General features: G+C 53.2%; 22 protein-coding genes. 15 read left to right on the top strand and 7 right to left on the bottom strand.

What is annotated here, in order from left to right; genetic code table 11:
- The first annotated feature begins 326 nt into the window (after positions 1-326).
- The 3 genes from EL645_RS39535 (at position 327) to EL645_RS24390 (ending at position 2,019) form a co-directional block, all read left to right on the top strand.
- Positions 327-464, top strand: coding sequence for a hypothetical protein (locus tag EL645_RS39535; RefSeq protein ID WP_161977654.1), 138 nt, complete (start codon positions 327-329; stop codon positions 462-464).
- Positions 465-682: 218 nt separating this feature from the next.
- A complete protein-coding gene (locus EL645_RS24395; RefSeq protein WP_126553058.1) occupies positions 683-1,069 on the top strand; it encodes a PadR family transcriptional regulator in 387 nt (128 codons plus the stop codon).
- A complete protein-coding gene (locus tag EL645_RS24390; protein WP_126553056.1) occupies positions 1,069-2,019 on the top strand; it encodes a hypothetical protein in 951 nt (316 codons plus the stop codon). The genes EL645_RS24395 and EL645_RS24390 overlap by 1 nt, the downstream gene beginning before the upstream one ends.
- A 65-nt stretch (positions 2,020-2,084) precedes the next feature.
- On the opposite strand, the gene EL645_RS24385 is transcribed toward EL645_RS24390, so the two are convergent.
- On the bottom strand, positions 2,085-3,056 hold the full coding sequence (locus tag EL645_RS24385) for a helix-turn-helix transcriptional regulator (protein WP_126553054.1): 972 nt from the start codon (positions 3,054-3,056) through the stop codon (positions 2,085-2,087).
- Between the two features lie 260 nt (positions 3,057-3,316).
- On the opposite strand from EL645_RS24385, the gene EL645_RS24380 reads away from it, so the two are divergent.
- The gene (locus EL645_RS24380) at positions 3,317-4,876 is read left to right on the top strand and encodes a leucine-rich repeat domain-containing protein (protein WP_126553052.1); all 1,560 of its coding nucleotides are present in this window, start codon (positions 3,317-3,319) and stop codon (positions 4,874-4,876) included.
- Positions 4,877-5,086: 210 nt separating this feature from the next.
- Here EL645_RS24380 and EL645_RS24375 read toward each other — a convergent pair whose 3' ends face one another.
- Positions 5,087-5,770, bottom strand: a complete 684-nt coding sequence (locus EL645_RS24375; RefSeq protein WP_126553050.1) for a cation efflux transmembrane domain-containing protein — start codon at positions 5,768-5,770, stop codon at positions 5,087-5,089.
- 75 nt (positions 5,771-5,845) lie between these two features.
- Positions 5,846-6,322, bottom strand: a complete 477-nt coding sequence (locus EL645_RS24370; protein WP_136625282.1) for a hypothetical protein — start codon at positions 6,320-6,322, stop codon at positions 5,846-5,848.
- A 424-nt stretch (positions 6,323-6,746) separates the two neighbouring features.
- On the opposite strand from EL645_RS24370, the gene EL645_RS24365 reads away from it, so the two are divergent.
- From EL645_RS24365 to EL645_RS24350, 4 genes are all read left to right on the top strand, one after another.
- The gene (locus tag EL645_RS24365) at positions 6,747-7,298 is read left to right on the top strand and encodes a hypothetical protein (RefSeq protein WP_126553046.1); all 552 of its coding nucleotides are present in this window, start codon (positions 6,747-6,749) and stop codon (positions 7,296-7,298) included.
- A 267-nt stretch (positions 7,299-7,565) separates the two neighbouring features.
- On the top strand, positions 7,566-8,198 hold the full coding sequence (locus EL645_RS24360; RefSeq protein ID WP_126553044.1) for a glycosyltransferase: 633 nt from the start codon (positions 7,566-7,568) through the stop codon (positions 8,196-8,198).
- 43 nt (positions 8,199-8,241) lie between these two features.
- Complete coding sequence (locus tag EL645_RS24355; protein WP_307720587.1) at positions 8,242-8,874, top strand: glycosyltransferase; 633 nt, start codon at positions 8,242-8,244, stop codon at positions 8,872-8,874.
- A gap of 297 nt (positions 8,875-9,171) precedes the next feature.
- Positions 9,172-10,098 carry a GNAT family N-acetyltransferase gene (locus EL645_RS24350; protein ID WP_126553040.1) on the top strand — a complete coding sequence of 309 codons (927 nt, stop codon included), beginning with the start codon at positions 9,172-9,174 and terminating at the stop codon, positions 10,096-10,098.
- 80 nt (positions 10,099-10,178) lie between these two features.
- On the opposite strand, the gene EL645_RS24345 is transcribed toward EL645_RS24350, so the two are convergent.
- A complete protein-coding gene (locus tag EL645_RS24345; RefSeq protein WP_161977653.1) occupies positions 10,179-10,844 on the bottom strand; it encodes a bifunctional nuclease family protein in 666 nt (221 codons plus the stop codon).
- 682 nt (positions 10,845-11,526) lie between these two features.
- Between EL645_RS24345 and EL645_RS24335 the strand changes: the two genes are divergently transcribed.
- The gene (locus tag EL645_RS24335) at positions 11,527-11,862 is read left to right on the top strand and encodes a hypothetical protein (protein ID WP_136625281.1); all 336 of its coding nucleotides are present in this window, start codon (positions 11,527-11,529) and stop codon (positions 11,860-11,862) included.
- A gap of 89 nt (positions 11,863-11,951) precedes the next feature.
- Here the strand turns inward: EL645_RS24335 and EL645_RS24330 are convergent, their stop codons facing one another.
- Both EL645_RS24330 and EL645_RS24325 read right to left on the bottom strand, forming a co-directional pair.
- On the bottom strand, positions 11,952-12,680 hold the full coding sequence (locus EL645_RS24330; RefSeq protein WP_126553034.1) for an SDR family oxidoreductase: 729 nt from the start codon (positions 12,678-12,680) through the stop codon (positions 11,952-11,954).
- A 196-nt stretch (positions 12,681-12,876) separates the two neighbouring features.
- Positions 12,877-13,947, bottom strand: a complete 1,071-nt coding sequence (locus EL645_RS24325) for an MFS transporter (RefSeq protein WP_126553032.1) — start codon at positions 13,945-13,947, stop codon at positions 12,877-12,879.
- Between the two features lie 596 nt (positions 13,948-14,543).
- Between EL645_RS24325 and EL645_RS24320 the strand changes: the two genes are divergently transcribed.
- Positions 14,544-14,900, top strand: coding sequence for a cupin domain-containing protein (locus tag EL645_RS24320; RefSeq protein ID WP_126554350.1), 357 nt, complete (start codon positions 14,544-14,546; stop codon positions 14,898-14,900).
- A 14-nt stretch (positions 14,901-14,914) separates the two neighbouring features.
- On the opposite strand, the gene EL645_RS39530 is transcribed toward EL645_RS24320, so the two are convergent.
- Positions 14,915-15,067 (bottom strand): hypothetical protein, encoded by a 153-nt coding sequence (locus tag EL645_RS39530; protein WP_161977652.1) that lies wholly within the window; start codon positions 15,065-15,067, stop codon positions 14,915-14,917.
- Positions 15,068-15,380: 313 nt separating this feature from the next.
- Here EL645_RS39530 and EL645_RS24315 point away from each other — a divergent pair, with 313 nt between their 5' ends.
- The 5 genes from EL645_RS24315 to EL645_RS24300 all read left to right on the top strand — a co-directional run bounded on the left by EL645_RS24315 (position 15,381) and on the right by EL645_RS24300 (position 20,214).
- On the top strand, positions 15,381-16,907 hold the full coding sequence (locus EL645_RS24315) for a toll/interleukin-1 receptor domain-containing protein (protein ID WP_126553030.1): 1,527 nt from the start codon (positions 15,381-15,383) through the stop codon (positions 16,905-16,907).
- Positions 16,908-17,127: 220 nt separating this feature from the next.
- Positions 17,128-17,406 (top strand): hypothetical protein, encoded by a 279-nt coding sequence (locus EL645_RS24310; RefSeq protein WP_126553028.1) that lies wholly within the window; start codon positions 17,128-17,130, stop codon positions 17,404-17,406.
- Positions 17,403-17,816, top strand: coding sequence for a hypothetical protein (locus EL645_RS24305; RefSeq protein WP_126553026.1), 414 nt, complete (start codon positions 17,403-17,405; stop codon positions 17,814-17,816). Before EL645_RS24310 ends, EL645_RS24305 begins: the two co-directional genes overlap by 4 nt.
- Before the next feature lie 220 nt (positions 17,817-18,036).
- Positions 18,037-18,186 carry a hypothetical protein gene (locus EL645_RS39525; RefSeq protein ID WP_161977651.1) on the top strand — a complete coding sequence of 50 codons (150 nt, stop codon included), beginning with the start codon at positions 18,037-18,039 and terminating at the stop codon, positions 18,184-18,186.
- Positions 18,187-18,516: 330 nt separating this feature from the next.
- Entirely contained in the window at positions 18,517-20,214 is a 1,698-nt protein-coding gene (locus EL645_RS24300; RefSeq protein WP_126553024.1) for a Clp protease N-terminal domain-containing protein, read from the top strand.
- Positions 20,215-20,355: the final 141 nt, after the last annotated feature.

The following is a 20,355-nucleotide window of genomic DNA, read 5'->3' as shown; positions in this document are numbered from 1 at the left end:
GGTAAGCTCCCCCTCCTCCAATGATAATCAAAAACTATGCCAGCTTGAAAACATAGATCTGATTATCATTGCAGCATCCCGGCCGCCCTCACGATGTTGAGACGACCCGAACAAGAGACACCCTCCCCTGCACACGCATAAAATAAAACAAAAGCAACAATAATAACGCATTGTATAGGTTCGGCCCTGTAGGTGCGAGGCTTGCCCTCGCTTGCCGCCCCGGTAGGGCGGCCCAGTATCCCAGCGCTCAGGTACCCCGTGGCATGACCCTTTCCTCACGCGGTGCCCAAAAGCATCGTCCGTGTTTGGGCACTGCATGGACCAAGGTGTCACAGACACGCAACTGTATGGTGAGGATACCGGGCCGCCCTACCGGGGCGGCAAGCGAGGGCAAGCCTCGCACCTACAGGGCCGAACCTATGCGCATCGCCGTTCTTGTTGCCTGGTTGCTCAATGAACGGTAGAGGAGCTTGTCCTCCTCCAGGTCGTTTCGATAGCAACCAGCATGTTTGAGCTTTTCTTACCTCAACGGTATTGGGGCAAGGTGTCAAAGACAAGCAGTGCGAAAAAGTTTTTCTCTTGACAAGCTTCGCTTTCTATTTTATTATAGCCATATTGGATATAATTATTTTGGATATATCCAGTTTGGATATTTATCTGGAGAACATGGAAGGAGTTCCTTGTGAAGCAACCAGTAAGCGATCCTGAAGCGTTGCTGCCGCTCTCACCTGCCATCTTTCATATACTGCTGGCGCTCAGCGGGGGGGAGCGACATGGCTATGGCATTATGCAGGAGACGACCCTCAGAAGCGATGGGAAGATTAACCTGGGACCAGGAACGCTCTACCGCTCGCTCAAGCGCCTGCTGACGGATGGGCTGATCGAGGAATCTGATGAGCGGCCAGTACCTGAACTTGATGATGAGCGACGCCATTACTACCGGCTGACCCCCTTTGGCTTGCGGGTCGCCAGGGCTGAGGCACAGCGTCTGGCTGCCCTTGTGCGCATAGCCGAGGCGCAACAACTACTGGCCGGTCCTGGAATAGCCACCCTCGAAGGAGGTCTGTAATGGCAACTCCTCCATCCAGCAAGCGAGGCGTACGCCAGGCGCTTGCACTCTCAATGCGGCTCTATGCCCTCTTCCTCTACGCCTATCCGGCAACATTTCGACGTGAGTATGGTTCACGCATGGCCGCAGTCTTTCGCGATAGCTGTAATGATGCGCTGCAACGGCGTGGGATGGCCTTCCTCGTCCCGCTCTGGTCGCAGACGATCTCTGACCTATTGATCACTGCCTGTTTGGAGCGCTGGTCTGCTCTGAAGGAGAAAACCCGAGCTATGGCTACATACACCCCATCACAAAACTTCCCGCTGCGCCTGTGGGTGGCGCTTGCCGCAACGCTGCTGGCCTTTGTCGTTTCACTGGTGGCCAGCCTCAACCTGTATTTGATCGAGGACGCAAGCCCTCTCACCCAGGTCGCTTACGCGGCATCGCCCCTGCTGCGCTTCAGTTACGACGGCATCTACCTCTCAGCGCTTGCCGCTGGTGTCGCCGTCTGCGCCATCCTGGGATTTGCTCTGGTACAGCGCGCTATGCTGGTAATCTCCGGACTCATCGTGGTCGCGCTCCTGGTCGCGCTTGGCGGCTTCGGCGGCCTGCTCGTGCGTCATCCCGTCACCTTCCTGCTCTTCTTCATCGTCTTCCTTGCATTGACGCTGCTCAACATTCTACTTGGACGGGCAATGGCAACACGTGCTGGCCGCATCATGGGTCAACGGCCCGCGCAGGTCCTGGGAGCCTGTGTGAGCGTGGGTAGCGTGCTGCTCATCAATGTCGTGCTGCTGGTTCTCCACACGCTTATCCTCAACCCGGTGAACCATGCACTCTACATGCAAGGCCAGATAGGTACGACGCCCTGGAATTTCTCGCTTATCGCCATGGGACTCGCCTTCCTCACCATGATCGCCTGTGCCGTCAGCCTCGGCAGCGCCTTGCGCTCGCCCGCGCAACAATCCTGACAGATAGATGCAGGCAAGGGGAAAATAAACCATGACACACCAGGGATTCTTGAGCTCCCATAGCATCAGTGCGTGATCGGACTGTCGGCAGGTTGATAATTACGCAGCATGGCCCGCGTCTCCGCGGCCATGCGCTCTCTCAGTGACGCGGGTTCCACAATCCTCACGCGACTCCCCCAGCTCAGCAGCCATTGGAGAATCTCGCGCTCATGGCGAATCCTCAGCGTCACCAGCAAACCATCCGCGGTCTCTTCTTCGGAGGTGACATAGAAGGAACGTCCCTCGCGTACCCAGCGGGCGATCTCCTTGTCGAACAGCACGCGCACAGTAATATTTCGCTCCTGATCGCGCTCGCTCTGGTTAAACTGTACGTTGGCGGGACGCGTGAAGGTGCGCGGCAACAATTCTAGTTCCTCGATGCGATCGAGGCGAAAGTTGCGAATATCCTGGCGCGTGTGACAGTAAGCAACCAGGTACCAGGCACTGAGAATATACGCCAGCCCATAGGGATCGGCCTCGCGCGTCCGGAAAGCATCCTGCTCGTCACTGCGGTGGCGCGTGTGATAGCGAAAGCGTATCGTATTGCGATCAAGTAGCGCGCGCCGCAATTGCTGCAGGGTCTCATGCTCTCTGGTATCGGGGGCATTGATCGGCCCAATGAAACGGATATTGCTCTGCAAGTATTGCACATCGGCGCGCAAAGTCTCGGGCAACACGCCCTCAATTTTGCGCGCCGCCGACTCGGCTGCGGCGCGATACTGGGCATCAAAGTTCTTAGCCATAAAATGGCTGCCCAGGAGCAACATCGTCGCCTCCTCGGCCGTAAAACTGAGCGGCGGCAAAAAATAACCCTTCATCAGCGAATAGCCCTGACCAGGCACAGAAATAATCGGAACCCCGGCCTCACACAAAGCCAGAATATCACGATAGATCGTACGCTTGCTGGTCTCAAACGTCTCCGCCAGGTCCTCGGCGCGCTGCCGCCCTCGGCGCTGCAACTCCAGCACAATCGCTAACAAACGATCCGTCTTATTCATCACTACTACCTCTAAGCTTCAATTTTTAGAGCACCTTCTTTATTATGTACACTAAAATCCAGGCCTATGAGTGGGGGAGAACCTGGCAGTGTCCAGAGCGTCAGGGCAAAAACAATACTAAGGGAATATATACTCCAAATTACCTATCCAATCTCATATGCAAGAATAACATGATACAATGCGTTTTTATAATAAATTTCAATCTATAAAGCTGGCATCCATTTATGATTCCCTCAAAATTGTTGTGAAAGAGGACACGTATGGCTCAATCCCAAAGCGATCAAGACATTCTGTTGGTGATGCTACGGCAGATGGGTATATCAATCGATAGTGAAATACAGGTGGTGGAGCGGGAGTGGACGTTTCTACAAGATGGCGTACAGGTAATAGCTCATTTTGATGAGACTGCTGCATATCTTACTACACTTTATTTGACGGCCGATACACTCACTATTCCAGCTGAACTGAATCAGCTACGACATATAGAAGATTTGCGCCTGTGGGGACGCGAGACGATTACGCTACCCGACGATATGGGGCGGCTCAAGCGCTTGCGCCGTCTGCAGCTAGCTTGTTGCGTCCCTCCAAATCTGCCGCAGTCGCTGGCTGGCTTGCCACGGTTGCGCTCGCTCTCGCTCTCCGGTTATGGGCTCTGTACCCACCTACCAGAGACACTCTGGCAGTTGAGGCAGCTTCAGGAGTTGACGGTGGGACTGTACCTGCTGCAACAACTTCCAGCCGGACTAGGCAATCTGCAGGCTTTACGCCAGCTCTCATTGCGTGAGTGCAGTTTGCAGGCGCTGCCAGACGAGATCGGGAATTTGACGGGCCTGGAGGAACTCTATCTGAACCAGAACCAGCTGCAAACCATGCCCGCGACCATCGGACAGCTGACACGCCTGCGACTGTTGCGGCTAGAGAATAACCGCCTGACCATGCTGCCAGAGGAACTCAGTGCCCTGACGACCCTTAAAGAACTCACGCTGACCGGCAATCCATTGCAGCAACTGCCTACGGGGCTGGGAGAGCTTAAACAATTACAGGTTCTGCTGACATCCACACGGGCATTTCCTTATGCGGTGGCGCGCTTAAAACGCCTGCGCACGCTCTATTTAAACGATCTGAGGATGGACGAGACGGAGGCCAGAGATACGGCCTGGGCCCACGCCATAGGCCAATTACCACGCCTGCGCCACCTGTCCCTGGAGAATTGTAACCTGCCGCTGCTACCTGCGGAGGTGGGCAGGTGGACCAGTATAGAGGAGCTGGATCTACGCCGCAACCAGCTACAGACGCTCCCACCCGAGGTCGGCAACTGGTCACAACTTCAGGTGCTCTACCTGGCCTTCAATCCCCTGCAATCGCTGCCCGACGAGGTTGGAGGCTGGTCGAAGCTCCACAAGATACAGCTGATGCGTACACGGCTGCGCATCCTGCCCGTCACTATCGGAGGCTGGCAGCAGTTGCGCGAGCTAGTGATCAGCGACAGCCAGCTAGAAACGCTCCCCGCGGAAGCAGGTCAATGGACCGAGCTACAGCAGCTCTATGGCCATAAGAATCGGCTCTCGTCCCTACCCCCTGAGGTTGGACAATGGAGCAAGCTACGCATGTTGCGCCTGAACAACAATCGCCTGACAGAGCTACCAGCCACCGTAGCAGGCTGGCAGCAACTGGAAGAATTAAACCTGACCACCAATCAACTGCGCGAGCTACCAACCGAGCTAGGCCAGCTTACACAATTACGCGATCTGCAACTGGCCAATAATCGCCTGCAAATGCTGCCGCCCAACTCGGGAACCTGCGGCATTTGCACACCCTGAATGTAATGCAGAACGCCCTTGTTACACTCCCTGACGACATCGCCCGGCTCAACATACTCGAGCATCTGCAACTTTATGGCAACCCGCTCGCCGAAGTCCCGCCCCCAATCCAGACCAGCCTGGTCAACTGCGACATCCACATCTAAAAACAAATAATAAGTTGATATTGTAGAGCAGGTGCACACCTGCTCTACAATATCAACTTATTCTTCAATCGTCGTCGCAGCCACAACCGCAGGCCTCGCCGGTGCGGGCGGCGTGCCAGGCTTCGCGTCCTTCGCGCACGATGAAGTAGATGAGCAGGAGGGCGGCCAGGGGATCGGCCCACCACCAGCCGAAGATGGCGTTTAGCAAGAGGCCAAGCAGCAGGGTGAGCGACATATAGGCGCAGGTTACGCTGCAGGCGGCATCGGCCTTGAGGGCCGCGCTACCGATGCGGCGGGCGATGCGCAGCTTGCTTTGCCAGAGTAGCGGCATGATGAGCGCGGCCGCGCTGGCGATGCCGAGTCCCCACCAGGAAACGGTTGGGCGGCTGTGGGTAAATAAGCTGATGGCGCTATCGATCAGGATATAGGCGGCCAGGGCAAATAAGCTGATGGCGGTGACCCAGGAGGCACGCCGCTCGGCCTGCGCAACAACTTCGCCGGAGCCACCACCCACCTCTACCCACAGGCGCCAGAGCAGGATACCACCGGCAATCAGCTCGATGATACTATCAATACCAAAACCTTCCAGAGAGACACTGCGGCTGCTAATGCCGCTACTGAGGGCAACGCCCGCTTCAATCACCATCCAGAGCAGCGCTACAGCTTCGATGATAATCCCCTGCCGCAGCTGGCCAGCGCGTCCAGACGAAGGTTCCAGGCGCCGTTGGATAGAAAATGGTCGTGCCATGGCGAAATCCTTTCCTTGCTTATACTCTCTGAGTAGATTTATTTCTCTGCACACAACAAATACGACAAGGGCCGCTCACTCGCTCTCGGGCAACGGCCACTCACCGTGTCGACTCTGGGGCTGGCGCAGGCGTTCAATGATCATCCAGCCCAGGTCGATAACATAGAGGGTGATCACGATATCGCCCAGAACGGTCGCGGGCGTGCCAGCTGGCAGCAGCTGGTCCACACCCCATAAGATAAAGGCGGCGCACACAATCAAGGCTTTAAAAAGATCCAAAGGCTTCGGTCGCGACCAGGCTTGAAAAGCCAGGTAGGCGGCGCCAATCAAAATCAATGGGGCCGCCGAAATAGGAGCGTGCGGAAAGATAGCGGCCAGACCATCATCCAGCAGCAATAAGCCACCACTCAACAAGGCTAAGATGGCCACAAGCCAGACGCAGATATACAGCCACAGCGGACGGGCCAGCGCCAGCGTACGCCGCAACGAACGAGCAACGGGATACAACGCTTCTTTTTCTGAAAGATCACTCATGGGTCGCCAAAGTAGCACGCAATCCTCTCCTCCTCCAGCGCAAGAAAGAAACGCGATCTATCCTTTCCTGTTGATCAAAAATAGCCAAAAAATGGGTGAGGAGTATGGACTCTGTTGCGCTATTGCAAGAAGAGTACCTGACATACTCGATCGACGACTATCCAGTTCAGGCAGCTCATATAATCTCACTGGATAGAGCGTCTTCTACTCACCACATTACAGCATAGCACCAAATATGTCTAGATCCGCTCAGGAAATACGTCAGAGGCCTCAAAAGTTAATGAAAAACTCTTCATGAAAAATAATAGAAGACCAAAAGCGCGCGCTCTCATCGTTGTTTAATGTAGGGGACATATGCTATCATTTAATACAAGAAACGTTATGTATTTCCTATGTATCTTCAGATATATGTCAATATCATTTCTATGAGGAATAGAATTCTATGCAGTCGACACTCGTGCGTTGTCCTCTCTGTGGACAGGTCGATGCCGTACAGAAGGTCAGCGCCATTATAGCAGGCAACCAGTTATACCAGCTCTATACAAAAGATGGAATAAAGTCGCTTTCCAATGAAAGTCTGACTCATGCTATGCCTGCCAGTCCCTATCAGACCACCTTAAGCGAACGCCTGGCGTTTCCAGAGCATCGCTATGGCTGCAGCACACTACTCCTGATCACCTTCGGGGCGATCCTGGCTCCCGGCACCAGTATTGTGGCCTGGTTTACATATAATGCAGCAGCCAGCAATCCATCTCCATCCAATCAGATGGCCATGTTTATGAATGTCATCCTGGCACTGCTCTGCATTGGGATTGCGCTGGTCTGTTCTCTGCTACGCTCACGCCAGAAGTCAGTGGATAAACCCAGGCGCGAACGGGCCATGGCCATCTGGAATACCCTGTATTATTGTCATCGTAACGACATTGTCTTTGTGGCGGATAATCCGCTACAGCGCACAGACTCAAAGACGATGCGCGTTCTCATCAACTATTGAAAGCAGCATGTATCACTATTCAACGCGCCCCACATCTTTTTCTGCTCAGCCGCGCAACATAGCACTCACCAGCGCATCCTCGCGCGCCATCGTCAGCGATCCCAAAAACGGTAGTGCCTGGTAGTCCTCCTCAAGGCATACAGGAATGTGAAACTAAATACTGAACAGCTACATATTCTTTATTGATGGCCTTTTTCTATTTTTCGCCTATAACAGGAGAGAAAAATAGTATGTCGCTCTATTTTTTTGGTGCTGGAGTTTATATATATGCATATAACGATTATTACGATTGGTTCACGAGGAGATGTTCAGCCCTATATTGCCCTCAGTCGGGAATTGCTCAAAGCTGGCCATCGTGTGCGCCTGGCAACCCACGCAGCCTTTGAGAAGCTGATCAGTGACTATGATCTCGACTTCTACGCGATCGATGATGATCCACAGGCGATGTTTCAGGGTCCAGAGGGGCTGAAGTTGCTGGATGCCAATGCTAATGCGTTCCTCTTTGCCTATCGCTTGCGCCAGTATCTCACGCCACGCATGGATCTTTATATGCAGCGCAGCCTGGAGGCCTGCCAGGATGCCGATATGATCTTTTCCAGCTATATGAGCTTTTTGATCGCTTATTCGGTGGCCGAGAAGCTGCAGCGACGCCTGGTCGCGACCTTTCTGCAGCCTTCGCTCGTGCCAACGGATGCCTTTCCAGAGCCGACCGCGCCCTGGCTACCGCAGCACCCCGAGAAGGTGGGGAAGGTGATCAATGAGCAATCGCACCTGGGGCCGGCAAATTCTTCTGGTATCTCTTCAGCCCGGCCGTCAACAGCGCTCGCCAGCGCCTCTACCAGCTACCACCACTGCCAGAGGAATCGCTCTACGCGACCCTCCCTGACCATGTTGACCTGATCATGATGGCCTATAGCCCGCTGTTGCTGCCCAAACCACATGACTGGGGATCAAAGATCCAGGTCACGGGCTTCTGGAATCTGGAGGCTGCCCCGACTGGCACCCGCAGCCGCAGCTCGTTGAGTTTCTACAGGATGGTCCACCGCCTGTCTACATTGGCTTTGGCAGCATGGGCAGCCAGCGACCCACCAGGACGCTGGAACTGGCCGTCAAGGCGCTCGCGCGCGCTGGCCAGCGCGGCATTATCCTGACCGATAAAGCGACCCTGATCGAGCAACGACTATCGGAACAGATCTATATCACCAATGGGGTGCCTCACGACTGGCTCTTCCCACAGATGAGCGCGATCGTCCATCACGGCGGGGCGGGTACGAGCGCCGCCAGCCTGCGCGCCGGCGTCCCCTCGATCACCGTCTACCATATCTCAGATCAGCAATTCTGGGGCAAGCTGGTCGCCAACGTCGGGGCCGGCCCCAGACCGATCCGCAGACGCTGGCTTACCGCCGGCAAACTGGCACGCACCATCCAAAGGGTCCTGGCCAACACCGCGATGCAACAACAGGCCAGCGCCATCGGCCACCAGATGCGCCAGGAACAGGGCACCATCAGAGCCATCCAGGCCCTTGAGCAACACAGCATGCAGGAGATACAACAGGTGGCCCGCAAAACATTCTAGCACCTGAAGGCGATAATAAAATGGATCATTGTTATTGTTGCCTGCTTTACTTGATGATGAAGGTAGCTGAGATGGCTGTTTGGATCCATTTCTAGTGCTATCTTCTGCGAAAAGGCAAAGCGCCATGCGCAGAGAAGATTTCTCATCCATAATAACCATTGGCAAGGCCAAAAGCGGACAAATTGTAAGTATATTGATACTATATGCAGCGCAAAAGGAATACCGCACAGGAAATAGTCGAAGATCCGTTGCAAACAAGTCAGAAACTAAAAGTATAGAGAGAAGGAAGTATTGTTGATGATCTCGCGTGCAGCTACCTTACCAGACGATTTTACATCGATAAATGAATTGCTGAGTGCCTGTGAGGTTGAGGATACCATGGATCTCGATATCCATCGTCACGCACTCCAGGAAACACAAACCACTGAACATTTCCAGCTATGGCTGGCGGATAGTGGCCACATCCAAGGGTTTGCGCGGCTCCGTTTTGGTGAGGTTGATAATATTACCGAGGGCCGCTACTGGTATTATGTCCGGCCGACAGCCAGGGAGCAAGGGATCGAAGCGCGTGCGTTGCAATGGGCCGAACAGCAGACATTGCGGCACAGTGCAGGCAGTACCTGCCGTCTCTATACTGCATCACATGCGGATCATGCAGCCCGTTTTGGGTTCCTTGAAGCCAACCACTTTACGCGTGAACGCTATTTCTTTACCATGAAGCAAGATCTGCACGAGGCGCCATCAGCGCCAGAAGTGCCCGCTGGCTACACGCTGCGCCCCGCGACATTAGAGGAACTTGAGAGCTATACGGAATTGCAAAATCTGGCGTTTCGTGAACACTGGAACGCAGCTCCAACCACCGTGAAGGAATTACGCACCGAGATGCTGCAGCCACGATATCGCTCTGAGCTGGATATCGTGGCGGTGGCCCCGGATGGCACCCTGGCCAGCTATTGCACCGCTACAATAGAACCATCGAAACGTGAAGGAGCCGAGGAGATTATCGGCTTTATCGCCGCTCTTGGAACACACCCTGCGCACCGTAAGCTCGGCCTCGGTCGTGCGCTCCTCCTCCACAATTTGCGCACGCTCCATACACTAGGGGTCAGCAAATCACACATCAGTGTCGATGGGATCAATCCAACTGGCGCGGTGCGCCTATATGAGTCCGTGGGTTTTCAAACCTTTGAGACCTGGTTACTCTACTTCAAATATTTATCTTAATGTGTTTGACGGTTGTAATCCAGCTCGATGCTCCCATCGTAACAAAGCGCTGCCACGACATCGCGGGTCTCGGCAGCGTTTCACACATGGGCACTCTCTCCAAGCAAGAAGGCCAGATACTCTTTTTTGCGCTGCTCCATATCTTCCTCGGGGAAGATCGGCGCTTTGCCTGAAAGGGAGGCTTTGACCTCTTTGACGAGTGCATCGCGGAGTGGCGTCTTACTATACCCCAGACGGAGCTCTTTACCTTCTGGTAAGGTAATCCCTTCGCGGTGGAGCAAATACCTGGCAAAGACCAGTTCAGGCGTCTGCCCGTCCGTCAGCGGTACCCCCATCTGTTTAAACAATTCGTCTGAGACCAGAAGCGGCGCTTCCATGAGCAGGGCCAGTCCGATTGCATCACCGGCACACAGATTTTTCGTTTGCTCGCGCACTGTCTCGCCCGAACTCCAACTGAGTTGGCACTCACATAGATGATACAGCGGGGGAAGCCTCGAATAACTTGCTATGCGTATCTCTTTCAACTTGTAGTTGAGCAAGGTAAGTGTCTCGGCCATCAAATGGATGGCGCCGGGGCGTGGCATGGTCAGATTGTTCAGGGCCGCGACAATAGGCAGGGCTTCATGGCGCTCAACAGGAAATATGAGAAGGCGCCGCTCTGCTTCATCAAGCAAGAAAACATTGTACAGGAAGGCGCTGACAGGAATGAAATTTCTTCTGACACCTTCTACCTTTACAGTAATCATGGACATCCCCCGTTTATTTTCTCTTGCTAATGTAGCCAATTTTTCTGTGCCCTGGCAAGGTTTTTGTCAAAAAAGAACCGATCATCCTGACATCATTTTCCTCCTTGCATACATCTCAAATTGACAATTCTACTTGTATTCAGTATTCAAGAATACTTCAACGATAATCTTTGTATATCTTTTTTATTCCCTATGCCTGCTTCATCCTATTGTTCCCAAATTAATTTTATAACCACAAAAACTAACATCTCTAATTTATGCCAATTTTTGTATACTTTTATCCATTTTAAAACGTTTCATACCTGTGCATATATAATTGCGCCAATATCTTTATATTATTGTTAGCTTATCTAAGCATGACAAGAATCTCAATGAATGCAGAGGTCAATTTCCTGATGCAAAATAAGAAAATCCGTTTATCAAGTTGGATCGCACTGTGCTTCTGTTTTGTCCTTTTTGCTGGTATCATGAGTGCCTGTGGGTCAAGCAGCCCAAGCTCTTCGGCCAGTTCCGCTCCGACCCCGAAACCAACACCAACACAAATGCCAACGCCAACGCCAACACCTATTCCTACCACCGCTTATAAAGGTGAGTCTTTCACTTTCAATTATAACCCAACTGGGAAATCAAAAAGACACCTACCATAGTTGTATTGAGCTCTCAGAAAGATGCTGGCGAGGCTTTGAGCGTTGCTACAGCACCAACGGCCAATGGCCAGGCAAATATTGATAAAGAAATCGACACCACATTAGCCGTTGTGAAAGCTGGGGGCACCAATTATAAAGAAGATCCTTCTGCTCCCAAGACAGTTAAGGTTGGTGGCGACACCTGGCAGCAAAAGGTTGCGACCATGGATCTGACAAGTGGCGGCACCAAGGAGCCAGTCAAGATCTATGTACTGGCTGTCCAGCATGGTAAAGCTATCTTCTTGATGGACTACATACTCAGCCAGGCCAACGCTGACAGCGATGCCAAACAATATATCCAGCCCGTGCTGGACTCATTCAAATTTGTCTAAACCTTCCATCTCATGTGCATAAAAAGAGGAGGGGATACAGCTGTTGTGCTGTATCCCCTCCTCTCTTTATGCACATGAGGCGACTCTATTTATCGCTGCTGCTTATCCCAGGCCCGTTGCATTTCTCGATTGAGGGACTGTGGGTCAGTGGCAAGTGCGGCCTTGATATCCCGGCTACGCTGGTCTGCAAGCACCTCTTCATCTCCTGCGATAATGCCTTTCATGGTCGCTGCGGCAACATCTTCAGGACGAACCTTGGGAGCGTTGACACTGGACGCCATTTCGGTATCGATATAACTGGCGTGCACGCCAATGACGAGCGTTCCCTGTGCTCGCAGTTCCATGCGAATACCATTTGTCATTGACCACTCGGCGGCCTTGGAGACACTGTAGGAGCCAGCGGTCGGATTGGTGAACCAACTGACGACAGAGAGCACGTTGACCAGCGCTCCTCCGCCATTTTTCTTTAGAATAGGAGCAAATGCACGGGACATCGCCAGTGTTCCCAAATAGTTCGTCTCTATCTCATCACGCGCATCATCCATTGATGAGGCTCCAATCAATGGACTATTACGCCATATACCCGCATTGTTGATAAGAATGGAAACATCCTGACACGCTTTAGCGGCTGCGCTGATGTCCTGGGGATCGGTAATGTCGAGCTTTAGTGGTTTGAGCCGGGGATCGGCGGTCTCTATGAGGTGACGAGCACCTACATAAACTTTCTTTGCTCCACCGTCAAGCAACGCCTGGACTAATGTCTTTCCAAGCCCACGATTTCCGCCGGTCACGAGTGCGATCGATCCTTTGATATCCATGTGCGTCTTCCTTTCATGATCCAAGAATATTCTCAGCCTCGTTTTTTCAAGGCTCCTTCCAGATTTTCGGAGTCACCATCAGTTGTACGGGTGCCGGTATTGCCTACGAAGGGAGCACACAATGTAACAGCGAGGCATAAACATACAATCAGTATAAGAGCGATACGAAGTCCATAGCGATCGGCCAGGAAACCAATCACGGAGGACCCACGAAGACCCCCAGATAGCCACACGTTGAGAGCAGCGCGATACTGGAACCCTTATCCTGTTGGGAACTACGCCCGGCGGCACTTACGAGCAATGGAAACAGGATCGATAACCCTATCCCAACCAGGCTCAGTCCTACCAGCACCGCTGGCACCCGGGTTATTGTCAGGGCCAGAGCCAGGCCGCTGGCCGCCAGCAAACTGGCCAGGCGCACAACCAGAGCCGCATCCAGGCGTGTCGTTATATAGTCGCCAAATCCACGTCCCAATGCCATGAATAATGTAAATAGAGCAAAGCCCGTGGCCCCCACAGCGGCCCCACTATGCGCAACTCCTGATAGATAGAGCGCGCTCCAATCAAACATTGCTCCTTCGCTAAGCAAGACACAGAAGGCCATCAGCCCTAATACACTCAGTAGAAGAGAGAATTGAGGAGGCCAGGCACGACGCTTCTCTCTGCTGGACCCGGCCTGGACAGGGGATAAGAGAAAGCGTGCGCTATATATAACGGCTACACTGGCAAGCAAACAGACGATCAGAAAGTGCGAGAGCGGACTGATCTTTACGGCAGCCATGATACCTCCAAAGAAGGCCCCGGCCAGGCTTCCCAGGCTAAAGCAAGCATGGAAATAGCTCAGTATGGGCTTGCCATATTCGTGCTCGACGGTGACTCCCTGCAGGTTCATGGTTACTTCCATGCCACCGTTGCCCGCACCCAATAAGAGCATGGCCAGCGTCAACCAGGGTAGCCCGGGCACGATGGCGAGCAGGGGCAACGCCAGGCACATACAAAGTGCGGCACTGATGGTAATGGCTCGACTGCCAAAACGCCTGCTGGCGGGGCCTACCATATTCATCGCCATTAATGCGCCCACCGGCGCACCCAACAAGGCAAATCCCAGTTGAGCAGGCGATAAAGCCAGCCTGGCCTGTATCTCAGGAATGCGGGCGGGAAAGGTTGCGGTCATGACCCCGTTCGCAAAAAAGTACAGCATGACCGCGCTGCGCGCCATCCGTAGGCGCGAAGGATTCCTGAATTGAGCAAGTGAATGCATATACATCTAGCATTTCTATGCGCCTTTAGTAAGATCAAAACAATATTCGTTATAGCAGGCAGTGCACTTCGACAGCTATACTGGAATATCCTGCTACACTATCTCTAACACAGAGGTAGATAAAGTAAGCGCACGCGCGCATAGATGAGGCGGACAAAAACAGGATCGAAGGCGCACAACAAACCAGATCGCCGGATCATCTCATACACGCGAGATGCCTGGCGATACACGCCGTTCAGTTGGAGTTTAAAAGAGGTATCAACGGATATCCATAAAATGGAGATAGGGCAAGCTGGCTCTCAGGAATAGAGCCCTTGTTTGACAGCCTGTGTGCTATCCCGCATAAGCCCGGCGTGATCGCTTATGCGGGCATGATATCCGCGAGGATGAGGCCCCAGCTGGTTTTCATGCGAAAATACACTTCCTTGACAATAAGTTTTCATAATGGGCAATGATTGCCGTTTGCTATGCAACCTACTCTACCAGATGGGTACGAGCACGTCAAGCCGCCCACCAGCGGCCCCTTGACATTGGCTAACCTGGACAGTACGCTTAACAGGACAATAATTAACACTAATACGCTAGAGAAGGAACCTGATCGTATGGATATCTTTCAGCTCGCCCAACTCCAGGCCAAGCATGCTTCCACACAAAAGCTCTACAATGAGTTCTTACGCGTCCCGACGCTTAGTGTCGGCCTCTACGTTCTGCCCGCAGGCGCGCTTGATCCCCAGCTGCCCCATAGCGAAGATGAGGTCTATATCGTCCAGAGCGGACAGGCAACCATCCAGGTCGCAGGAGAAGACCAGCCCGTCTCCGCTGGCTCGATCATCTTTGTGGCAGCGGGAGTCGATCACCGCTTCCACAGCATTACCGAAGACCTCTCGGTCCTCGTCTTCTTCGCGCCCGCCGAATACTCGCTTGCCAAAGACAACACGAACTCTCTTGATGATCTGTAGATGAATAATTGCTTCTAAACGACCTGGATGAGGACAAGCCCCATACCGTCCATAGAGCAACCAGGCAGCAAAAACACGAATTGTATAGGTTCGGCCCTCAGCGGCCGATTGCCGCCCTCCGCAGAGCCGGCGGCCCCGTATCCCAGCGATGGGGTGCCTCGTGGCATGACCCTTTCCTCCACGCGGTGCCCAAAAGCAGGGTCCGTGTTTGGGCACCGCGTGGGCCGAGGTGTCAGAGACAAGCAACGGCGTGGTGAGGATACCGGGCCGCCCTACCGGGGCGGCAATCGGGGACAAGCCCCGAACCTATGCAATTCGTGTTTTTATTAATTTTTCGTGTGATAATGGATAAAATATGTGTAATCTAATCTCATTTGGCGCTTGATATTAAAGCTTGAGAGAACTATACTGGTATTACTATTTCTACATCTTATTACATGAATGTAATCTTAGCAGGTATTTAGAGGTGTAGCTCTGGATATGCAGAACGATTTGTCGCAAGCAAAAACTATTCCTGTATTTTTCTCGTATGCGCCGGAAGATAGAGAGCTGTTGGTCGAATTAAAGCGCCACCTGGCGCCGTTGAGAAGACAGGGACTCATTGAGTGGCCGGAAGATGTGATTCCGGGTATAGACTGGAAACAGATGCGCAGTAAGCAGTTTGAGGCTGCTACCATCCTTGTTTTATTGCTGAGCCCCAATTTCATAGCCTCCGATGATTGCTACAATGTTGATTTACAAAAGGCTCTGAAGCGCCAGGCGGCAGGCACAGCCCGGATCGCCCCAATCTTGCTGAAACCAGTTGATCTGCAGGGGACTCCATTCACACCTCCTTCCTTACTACCAGAGAACGCCAGACCTGTTACTAGCTGGCCTGATCGAGATGAGGCTTTTCAGAATATCAACTCGGGGGTGCGCAAGATCATCCACTCGTTACAAGATCAGCCAGAGAAGCTTCCTGGCACGACACAATCCGAGCAAGCGGATAAGGTGATAGATAAACAATACAGCCCTGGCGACATGATTTTTACCTATGATGTCCATGCTCGCTGGGTGAGCGCCGCCGTCTGGTCGCCCGATGGCAAACACATTGCTTCGGGTGGTGGAGATGGCATTGTGCATATCTGGGAAAGCGCGACCGGCCATAATGTGTTGACGTATCGGGGCCACGCCACTGCCTACCTGCCTCAATTCTGGAATGTGTGGGATGTGGAGTGGTCGCCCGATGGCCGTTCGATTGCTTCCTGTGGCCAGGGTGAAACTGCACGCGTCTGGGATGCTAAAACGGGTAAGGATATTGTGGTCTACAACCATCAAAAAAAAGTCAACCTGCTCAATGATACCTATGCCGTCGCCTGGTCGCCCGATGGGGCCTGTGTCGCGTCCGCGACCTGGGGTGTGCACGATATTGATCAGACCATCCATGTCTGGAATGCTGAAACCGGCAGCACGCAGGCGAAGTATGCAGGCCACGCCCACGGCCTGGTCTCGACATTTAGCATCTCCGATATCGCCTGGTCGCCCGATGGGCACTCGGTTGCCTCATGCGGAACGGATAAAAACGTCAAAAAATGGAAGATAAATCCAATTACGGGTTTCAATACCGTCCAGATCTGGGACCCCAAAACCGGCAAGCATAAAGTGACCTGCCATGGCTATGCTCATTACATCTATAGTGTAGCCTGGTCGCCCAACTCAAAATATCTGGCGGCGGCCCAAAGCGATAAGACTGTCTCGATCTGGGAAGCGGCCACGGGTGACCTGGTTTTTAGCTACAAGGGCCATACCAAAGAGGTGCGCGCGGTCGCCTGGTCGCCCGATGATAAATATATCGCCTCGTCCGGCAACGACCACACCGTACACATCTGGAAAACTGGCAGCGGCAAGCTCATCCGTGTCTACCGTGGACACTCAGATAACGTCACGACCCTGGCCTGGTCGCCCGACGGCTCCCGCATCGCCTCCGCGGGCAGCGACCACACCGTCCAGATCTGGCAGGCCAGATAGATCACACCCAATCACAATAATGGATTTCTTTACTAATTGTACTAAATGCATGCTTTTCGCTATAAAATAGGGTAGAATTATGAGTGCTGATACGTCTATTATAGTGTACAGCAATATGGCTCGTTCTTTGCCCTCTGTAGGCGTATTGATGCTGTAGAAACAAAGTCATTAAAAATGACAGTTACATCCTTTCAAAGTGATTGCCAAGGAGTGATCTTGAATGTACGACAACGATAACGGGTGGCAAAAGCCGAATTTTGAGAAGATCGAAAACAAAAGCATCTGGCAGCGCTACCGCTTGCAGATCGTGATGGCGGTCGGGCTTCTGCTGCTGATCATATTCGCTTCAAGCACCGTTTACCTGCTGCTGAATCGTCCGAGCCCTACCCCTGCGGTCGCGACAGCGGCAACGCCCACGGCTGCCGCGACGGTTGCCCCCACCACGGTAGCAGCCCAGCCCACACAGGCCCGACAGACACTCCCACAGATACAGCGTTGAGCGCCACGACGACCGCCACGACACCCCAACCTACCACCAATCTGAATGCTCAATCAACCAACTATCAATTTATCTGCCTGGCGGATTGCAGCAACAAAATTGGCGTGACGCTTACATCCATCAACATCGATAAAAATGCACAGACGATGGTCTGGAACTTTAACATCTTGAATAATGGCACATGCAGCAATATTCGTGGTGGATTATCTCTTGAGTCGCTACAGGGAGACAAAAACCAGGCCAATGGCGGTACATTTACGGAAGACATTAATTTCAATAGCGGCCAACAGCTACCCCGGAGTGCAACATTCTCAGCACTACCCAAACAGGGCACACCATATACAGTTTCATTATCAATGTACTGCGATAGTAATGGTAATGATTATCAACCTGTGCTGTTCTCTTATTAGCCAGCTTTAACTGTGGAATGTAATGTCATCCATGCTATGGTGTGGTCAAGTTTCGCTTAGCAACCAGACAAACAATTGAACGCAACAAGAATAACGAATTGTATAGGTTCGGGGCTTGTCCCGATTGCCGCCCTCCGCAGAGCCGGCGGCCCCGTATCCCTGCGCTCAGGCGCCCCGTGGCATGACCCTTTCCTCCACGTGGTGCCCAAAAGGATGGTCCGTGTTTGAGCACCGCGTGGGCCGAGGTGTCAGAGACAAGCAACGGCGTGGTGAGGATACCGGGCCACCCTACCGGGGTGGCAATCGGCCGCTGAGGGCCGAACCTATGCGCATCGCTATTATTGCTGCCTGGTTGCTCAATGAACGGTAGAGGGGCTTGTCCTCATCCATGTCGTTCAGAATCATTTGAGCGCAGAAACGATGATGTCCATCTGCCGCATGCTGTCGAGAGGCCACCTCTGGCCCGGAAAGCCAGGCCGATATCCGATAACCCCCATGTTTGAGCTTTTCTTATCTCAACGGCATTGAGGAAAGCCCCGCACGTACTGATCGTGTTTCTTTTTGCGCCCGATTGCTAAGTAATTTTTCTTTATGATTACATTCATTTATAAATAATGATACATTTAAACGTCTATAACATAACATGGTCTGATCCAGGAATAGTGAGCCGTAATAATATGTAAGAAGGAGAAACATTTCGATGAATCATGTGGATCTTCTCGATAGGTATACTGAGCAGGCTCAAAGGGCGTTGGCGCTGGCAGAGGATGAGGCGCGGCAATTTCAACATAGCGCGGTCGGGACCGAGCATTTGTTGCTGGGGTTGTTGCGCGTGCGTGAGGGTGTGGTGGCTCGGATATTGGAAGAGCAGGGGGTGACCCTGTTACAGGTGCGCCAGGCGGTCGAAAAGCTTAAGGGGCGCGGACCACATGCGGTACAGGGCGAGCTGGGGCTGACGCCACACGCGCAAAGCGCCCTCAAACTGGCTATCGCCGAAGCTGATCGGCGCCATCCACGCACGACAGAACCCATGCCTGGAACGAAGTACGTCCCCTTGAGTGAGGCGCAACGTGTCGTGCAAGATGGGATTTTACCAGATCAGTGGGCAGCACTGGGTATGACTATCGAACAGGTGCGCCAGGCTAGCGCAGAGGCGCAACAACAGGGTCAACAGGTGGTGGGCCTTGAAATCGAGACGGGGATGGCACCATATGCCAACCAGCCAGCCAGCGGTGAATGGCATCATCCACTCATCATTATTAAAACCGAGGATCTGTTGCTGGGCATGCTGAATGTGGCAGACTGCACGGCCGTACAGATCCTACAAGCTGATGGCAAACCAGGGCTCAAGGATTTCCGCTATCTGCTATTCCTGCAACATGTATCTACGCTACAGACAACCAATCAAAATTATGCGCAACAGTTCACGCGCTCGGCCCGCCGGGCATGGCAACTGGCCTGGAAAGAGGCTCGACAACGGCAAGATCACTATATCGGGTCTCATCATCTATTAGCTGGCTTGCTTGGAGCGGGCGATGGCGCGGCCGCCAGAGCGTTGACTGAGCAGGGGGTCAGCCTGGATAAACTACGCGGAACTATCGAGAGCAGCCTGGGGCGTGTCCCAAAGGGTGATGCAGTAGAGATAGTACTCACCCCACAGCTGAAAAATACTATCGAGCTGGCCTCCAACCAGGCCCGGCAGCTCAATCAGCGCGCGATCAGCACCGCGCACTTATTGCTGATTCTACTACGCGACCACGATGGGCAGGGGGTTGAGGCAGGCCTGCTTAAAAGCCTGGGGGTAGACCTGTATAGCCTGCAAACCAGGCTGCTGGAGCTAGCTGACGATACGGCTGATACCTTATCCACATCAGACAATGATGAGGATACTGATGCTGCCGATATCCCGATACAGATCATAGAGCAAGGACTACAGAGCCGCGAGCTGGACAAGACCATCCTGGCCATCTACCCATTCGTGGCTGAGGCGCGCATCGTGCTGGAGCAGGCGCGCATCGCCGCCCTCCAGCAGGGGCAACAGGTCGGGCCAGAGCATCTGTTGCTAGGGCTATCCTACCTGACCTTCCAGCAGCGCGGGCCGGTGGGCAAAAGACTAAAAGAAGCTGGCATAGACTTTGCCAGCGTTCAAACGGTCTTGCAACAGAGACCCGAGCAGGGAGAAAAAGGCCACCCGGTGGTTCTCCTGCTGAGCGCCATGGGTCGAGCCTGCTTACTGCTAGCGGCGGCCGAGGCCGAGAAACAAGACGGTCCGGGCGCCCAGATCAAGAGCGAGCACCTATTACTCGGCCTGCTAGACGAACCAACCGGCGTCATCGCGCAACTACTACAAGCCCTGGGAACCAGCAGCGACACCATCCGCCAAACGATCCTCTTGTAGGCGGCATAGGATTACGGCATTGAGCACAATACTTTTCATCTAAGAATCAATCAATGCATCAAAAGCAACAATAATAAAGATCAGTACGTGCGGGGCTTGCCCCCGCTTCATCCGTTCCTGCCTGAAAAAGCAACAATAATA

This window comes from Dictyobacter kobayashii, assembly GCF_003967555.1.
GTDB classification, from domain to species: Bacteria; Chloroflexota; Ktedonobacteria; order Ktedonobacterales; family Ktedonobacteraceae; genus Dictyobacter; species Dictyobacter kobayashii.
This window is presented reverse-complemented; position numbering and strand designations above follow the sequence as displayed.

Bases quoted from the DNA above. Each gene is read 5' to 3' on its own strand.
- EL645_RS24365 (WP_126553046.1), top strand. From the start codon at position 6,747: ATGCAGTCGACACTCGTGCGTTGTCCTCTCTGTGGACAGGTCGATGCC.
- EL645_RS24310 (WP_126553028.1), top strand. From the start codon at position 17,128: ATGTACGACAACGATAACGGGTGGCAAAAGCCGAATTTTGAGAAGATC.
- EL645_RS24330 (WP_126553034.1), bottom strand. From the start codon at position 12,680: ATGGATATCAAAGGATCGATCGCACTCGTGACCGGCGGAAATCGTGGG.
- EL645_RS24375 (WP_126553050.1), bottom strand. From the start codon at position 5,770: ATGGCACGACCATTTTCTATCCAACGGCGCCTGGAACCTTCGTCTGGA.
- EL645_RS24325 (WP_126553032.1), bottom strand. From the start codon at position 13,947: ATGTATATGCATTCACTTGCTCAATTCAGGAATCCTTCGCGCCTACGG.
- EL645_RS24390 (WP_126553056.1), top strand. From the start codon at position 1,069: ATGGCAACTCCTCCATCCAGCAAGCGAGGCGTACGCCAGGCGCTTGCA.
- EL645_RS24315 (WP_126553030.1), top strand. From the start codon at position 15,381: ATGCAGAACGATTTGTCGCAAGCAAAAACTATTCCTGTATTTTTCTCG.
- EL645_RS24360 (WP_126553044.1), top strand. From the start codon at position 7,566: ATGCATATAACGATTATTACGATTGGTTCACGAGGAGATGTTCAGCCC.
- EL645_RS24345 (WP_161977653.1), bottom strand. From the start codon at position 10,844: ATGATTACTGTAAAGGTAGAAGGTGTCAGAAGAAATTTCATTCCTGTC.
- EL645_RS39530 (WP_161977652.1), bottom strand. From the start codon at position 15,067: ATGCCACGAGGCACCCCATCGCTGGGATACGGGGCCGCCGGCTCTGCG.
- EL645_RS24300 (WP_126553024.1), top strand. From the start codon at position 18,517: ATGAATCATGTGGATCTTCTCGATAGGTATACTGAGCAGGCTCAAAGG.
- EL645_RS24320 (WP_126554350.1), top strand. From the start codon at position 14,544: ATGGATATCTTTCAGCTCGCCCAACTCCAGGCCAAGCATGCTTCCACA.
- EL645_RS24380 (WP_126553052.1), top strand. From the start codon at position 3,317: ATGGCTCAATCCCAAAGCGATCAAGACATTCTGTTGGTGATGCTACGG.
- EL645_RS24350 (WP_126553040.1), top strand. From the start codon at position 9,172: ATGATCTCGCGTGCAGCTACCTTACCAGACGATTTTACATCGATAAAT.
- EL645_RS24385 (WP_126553054.1), bottom strand. From the start codon at position 3,056: ATGAATAAGACGGATCGTTTGTTAGCGATTGTGCTGGAGTTGCAGCGC.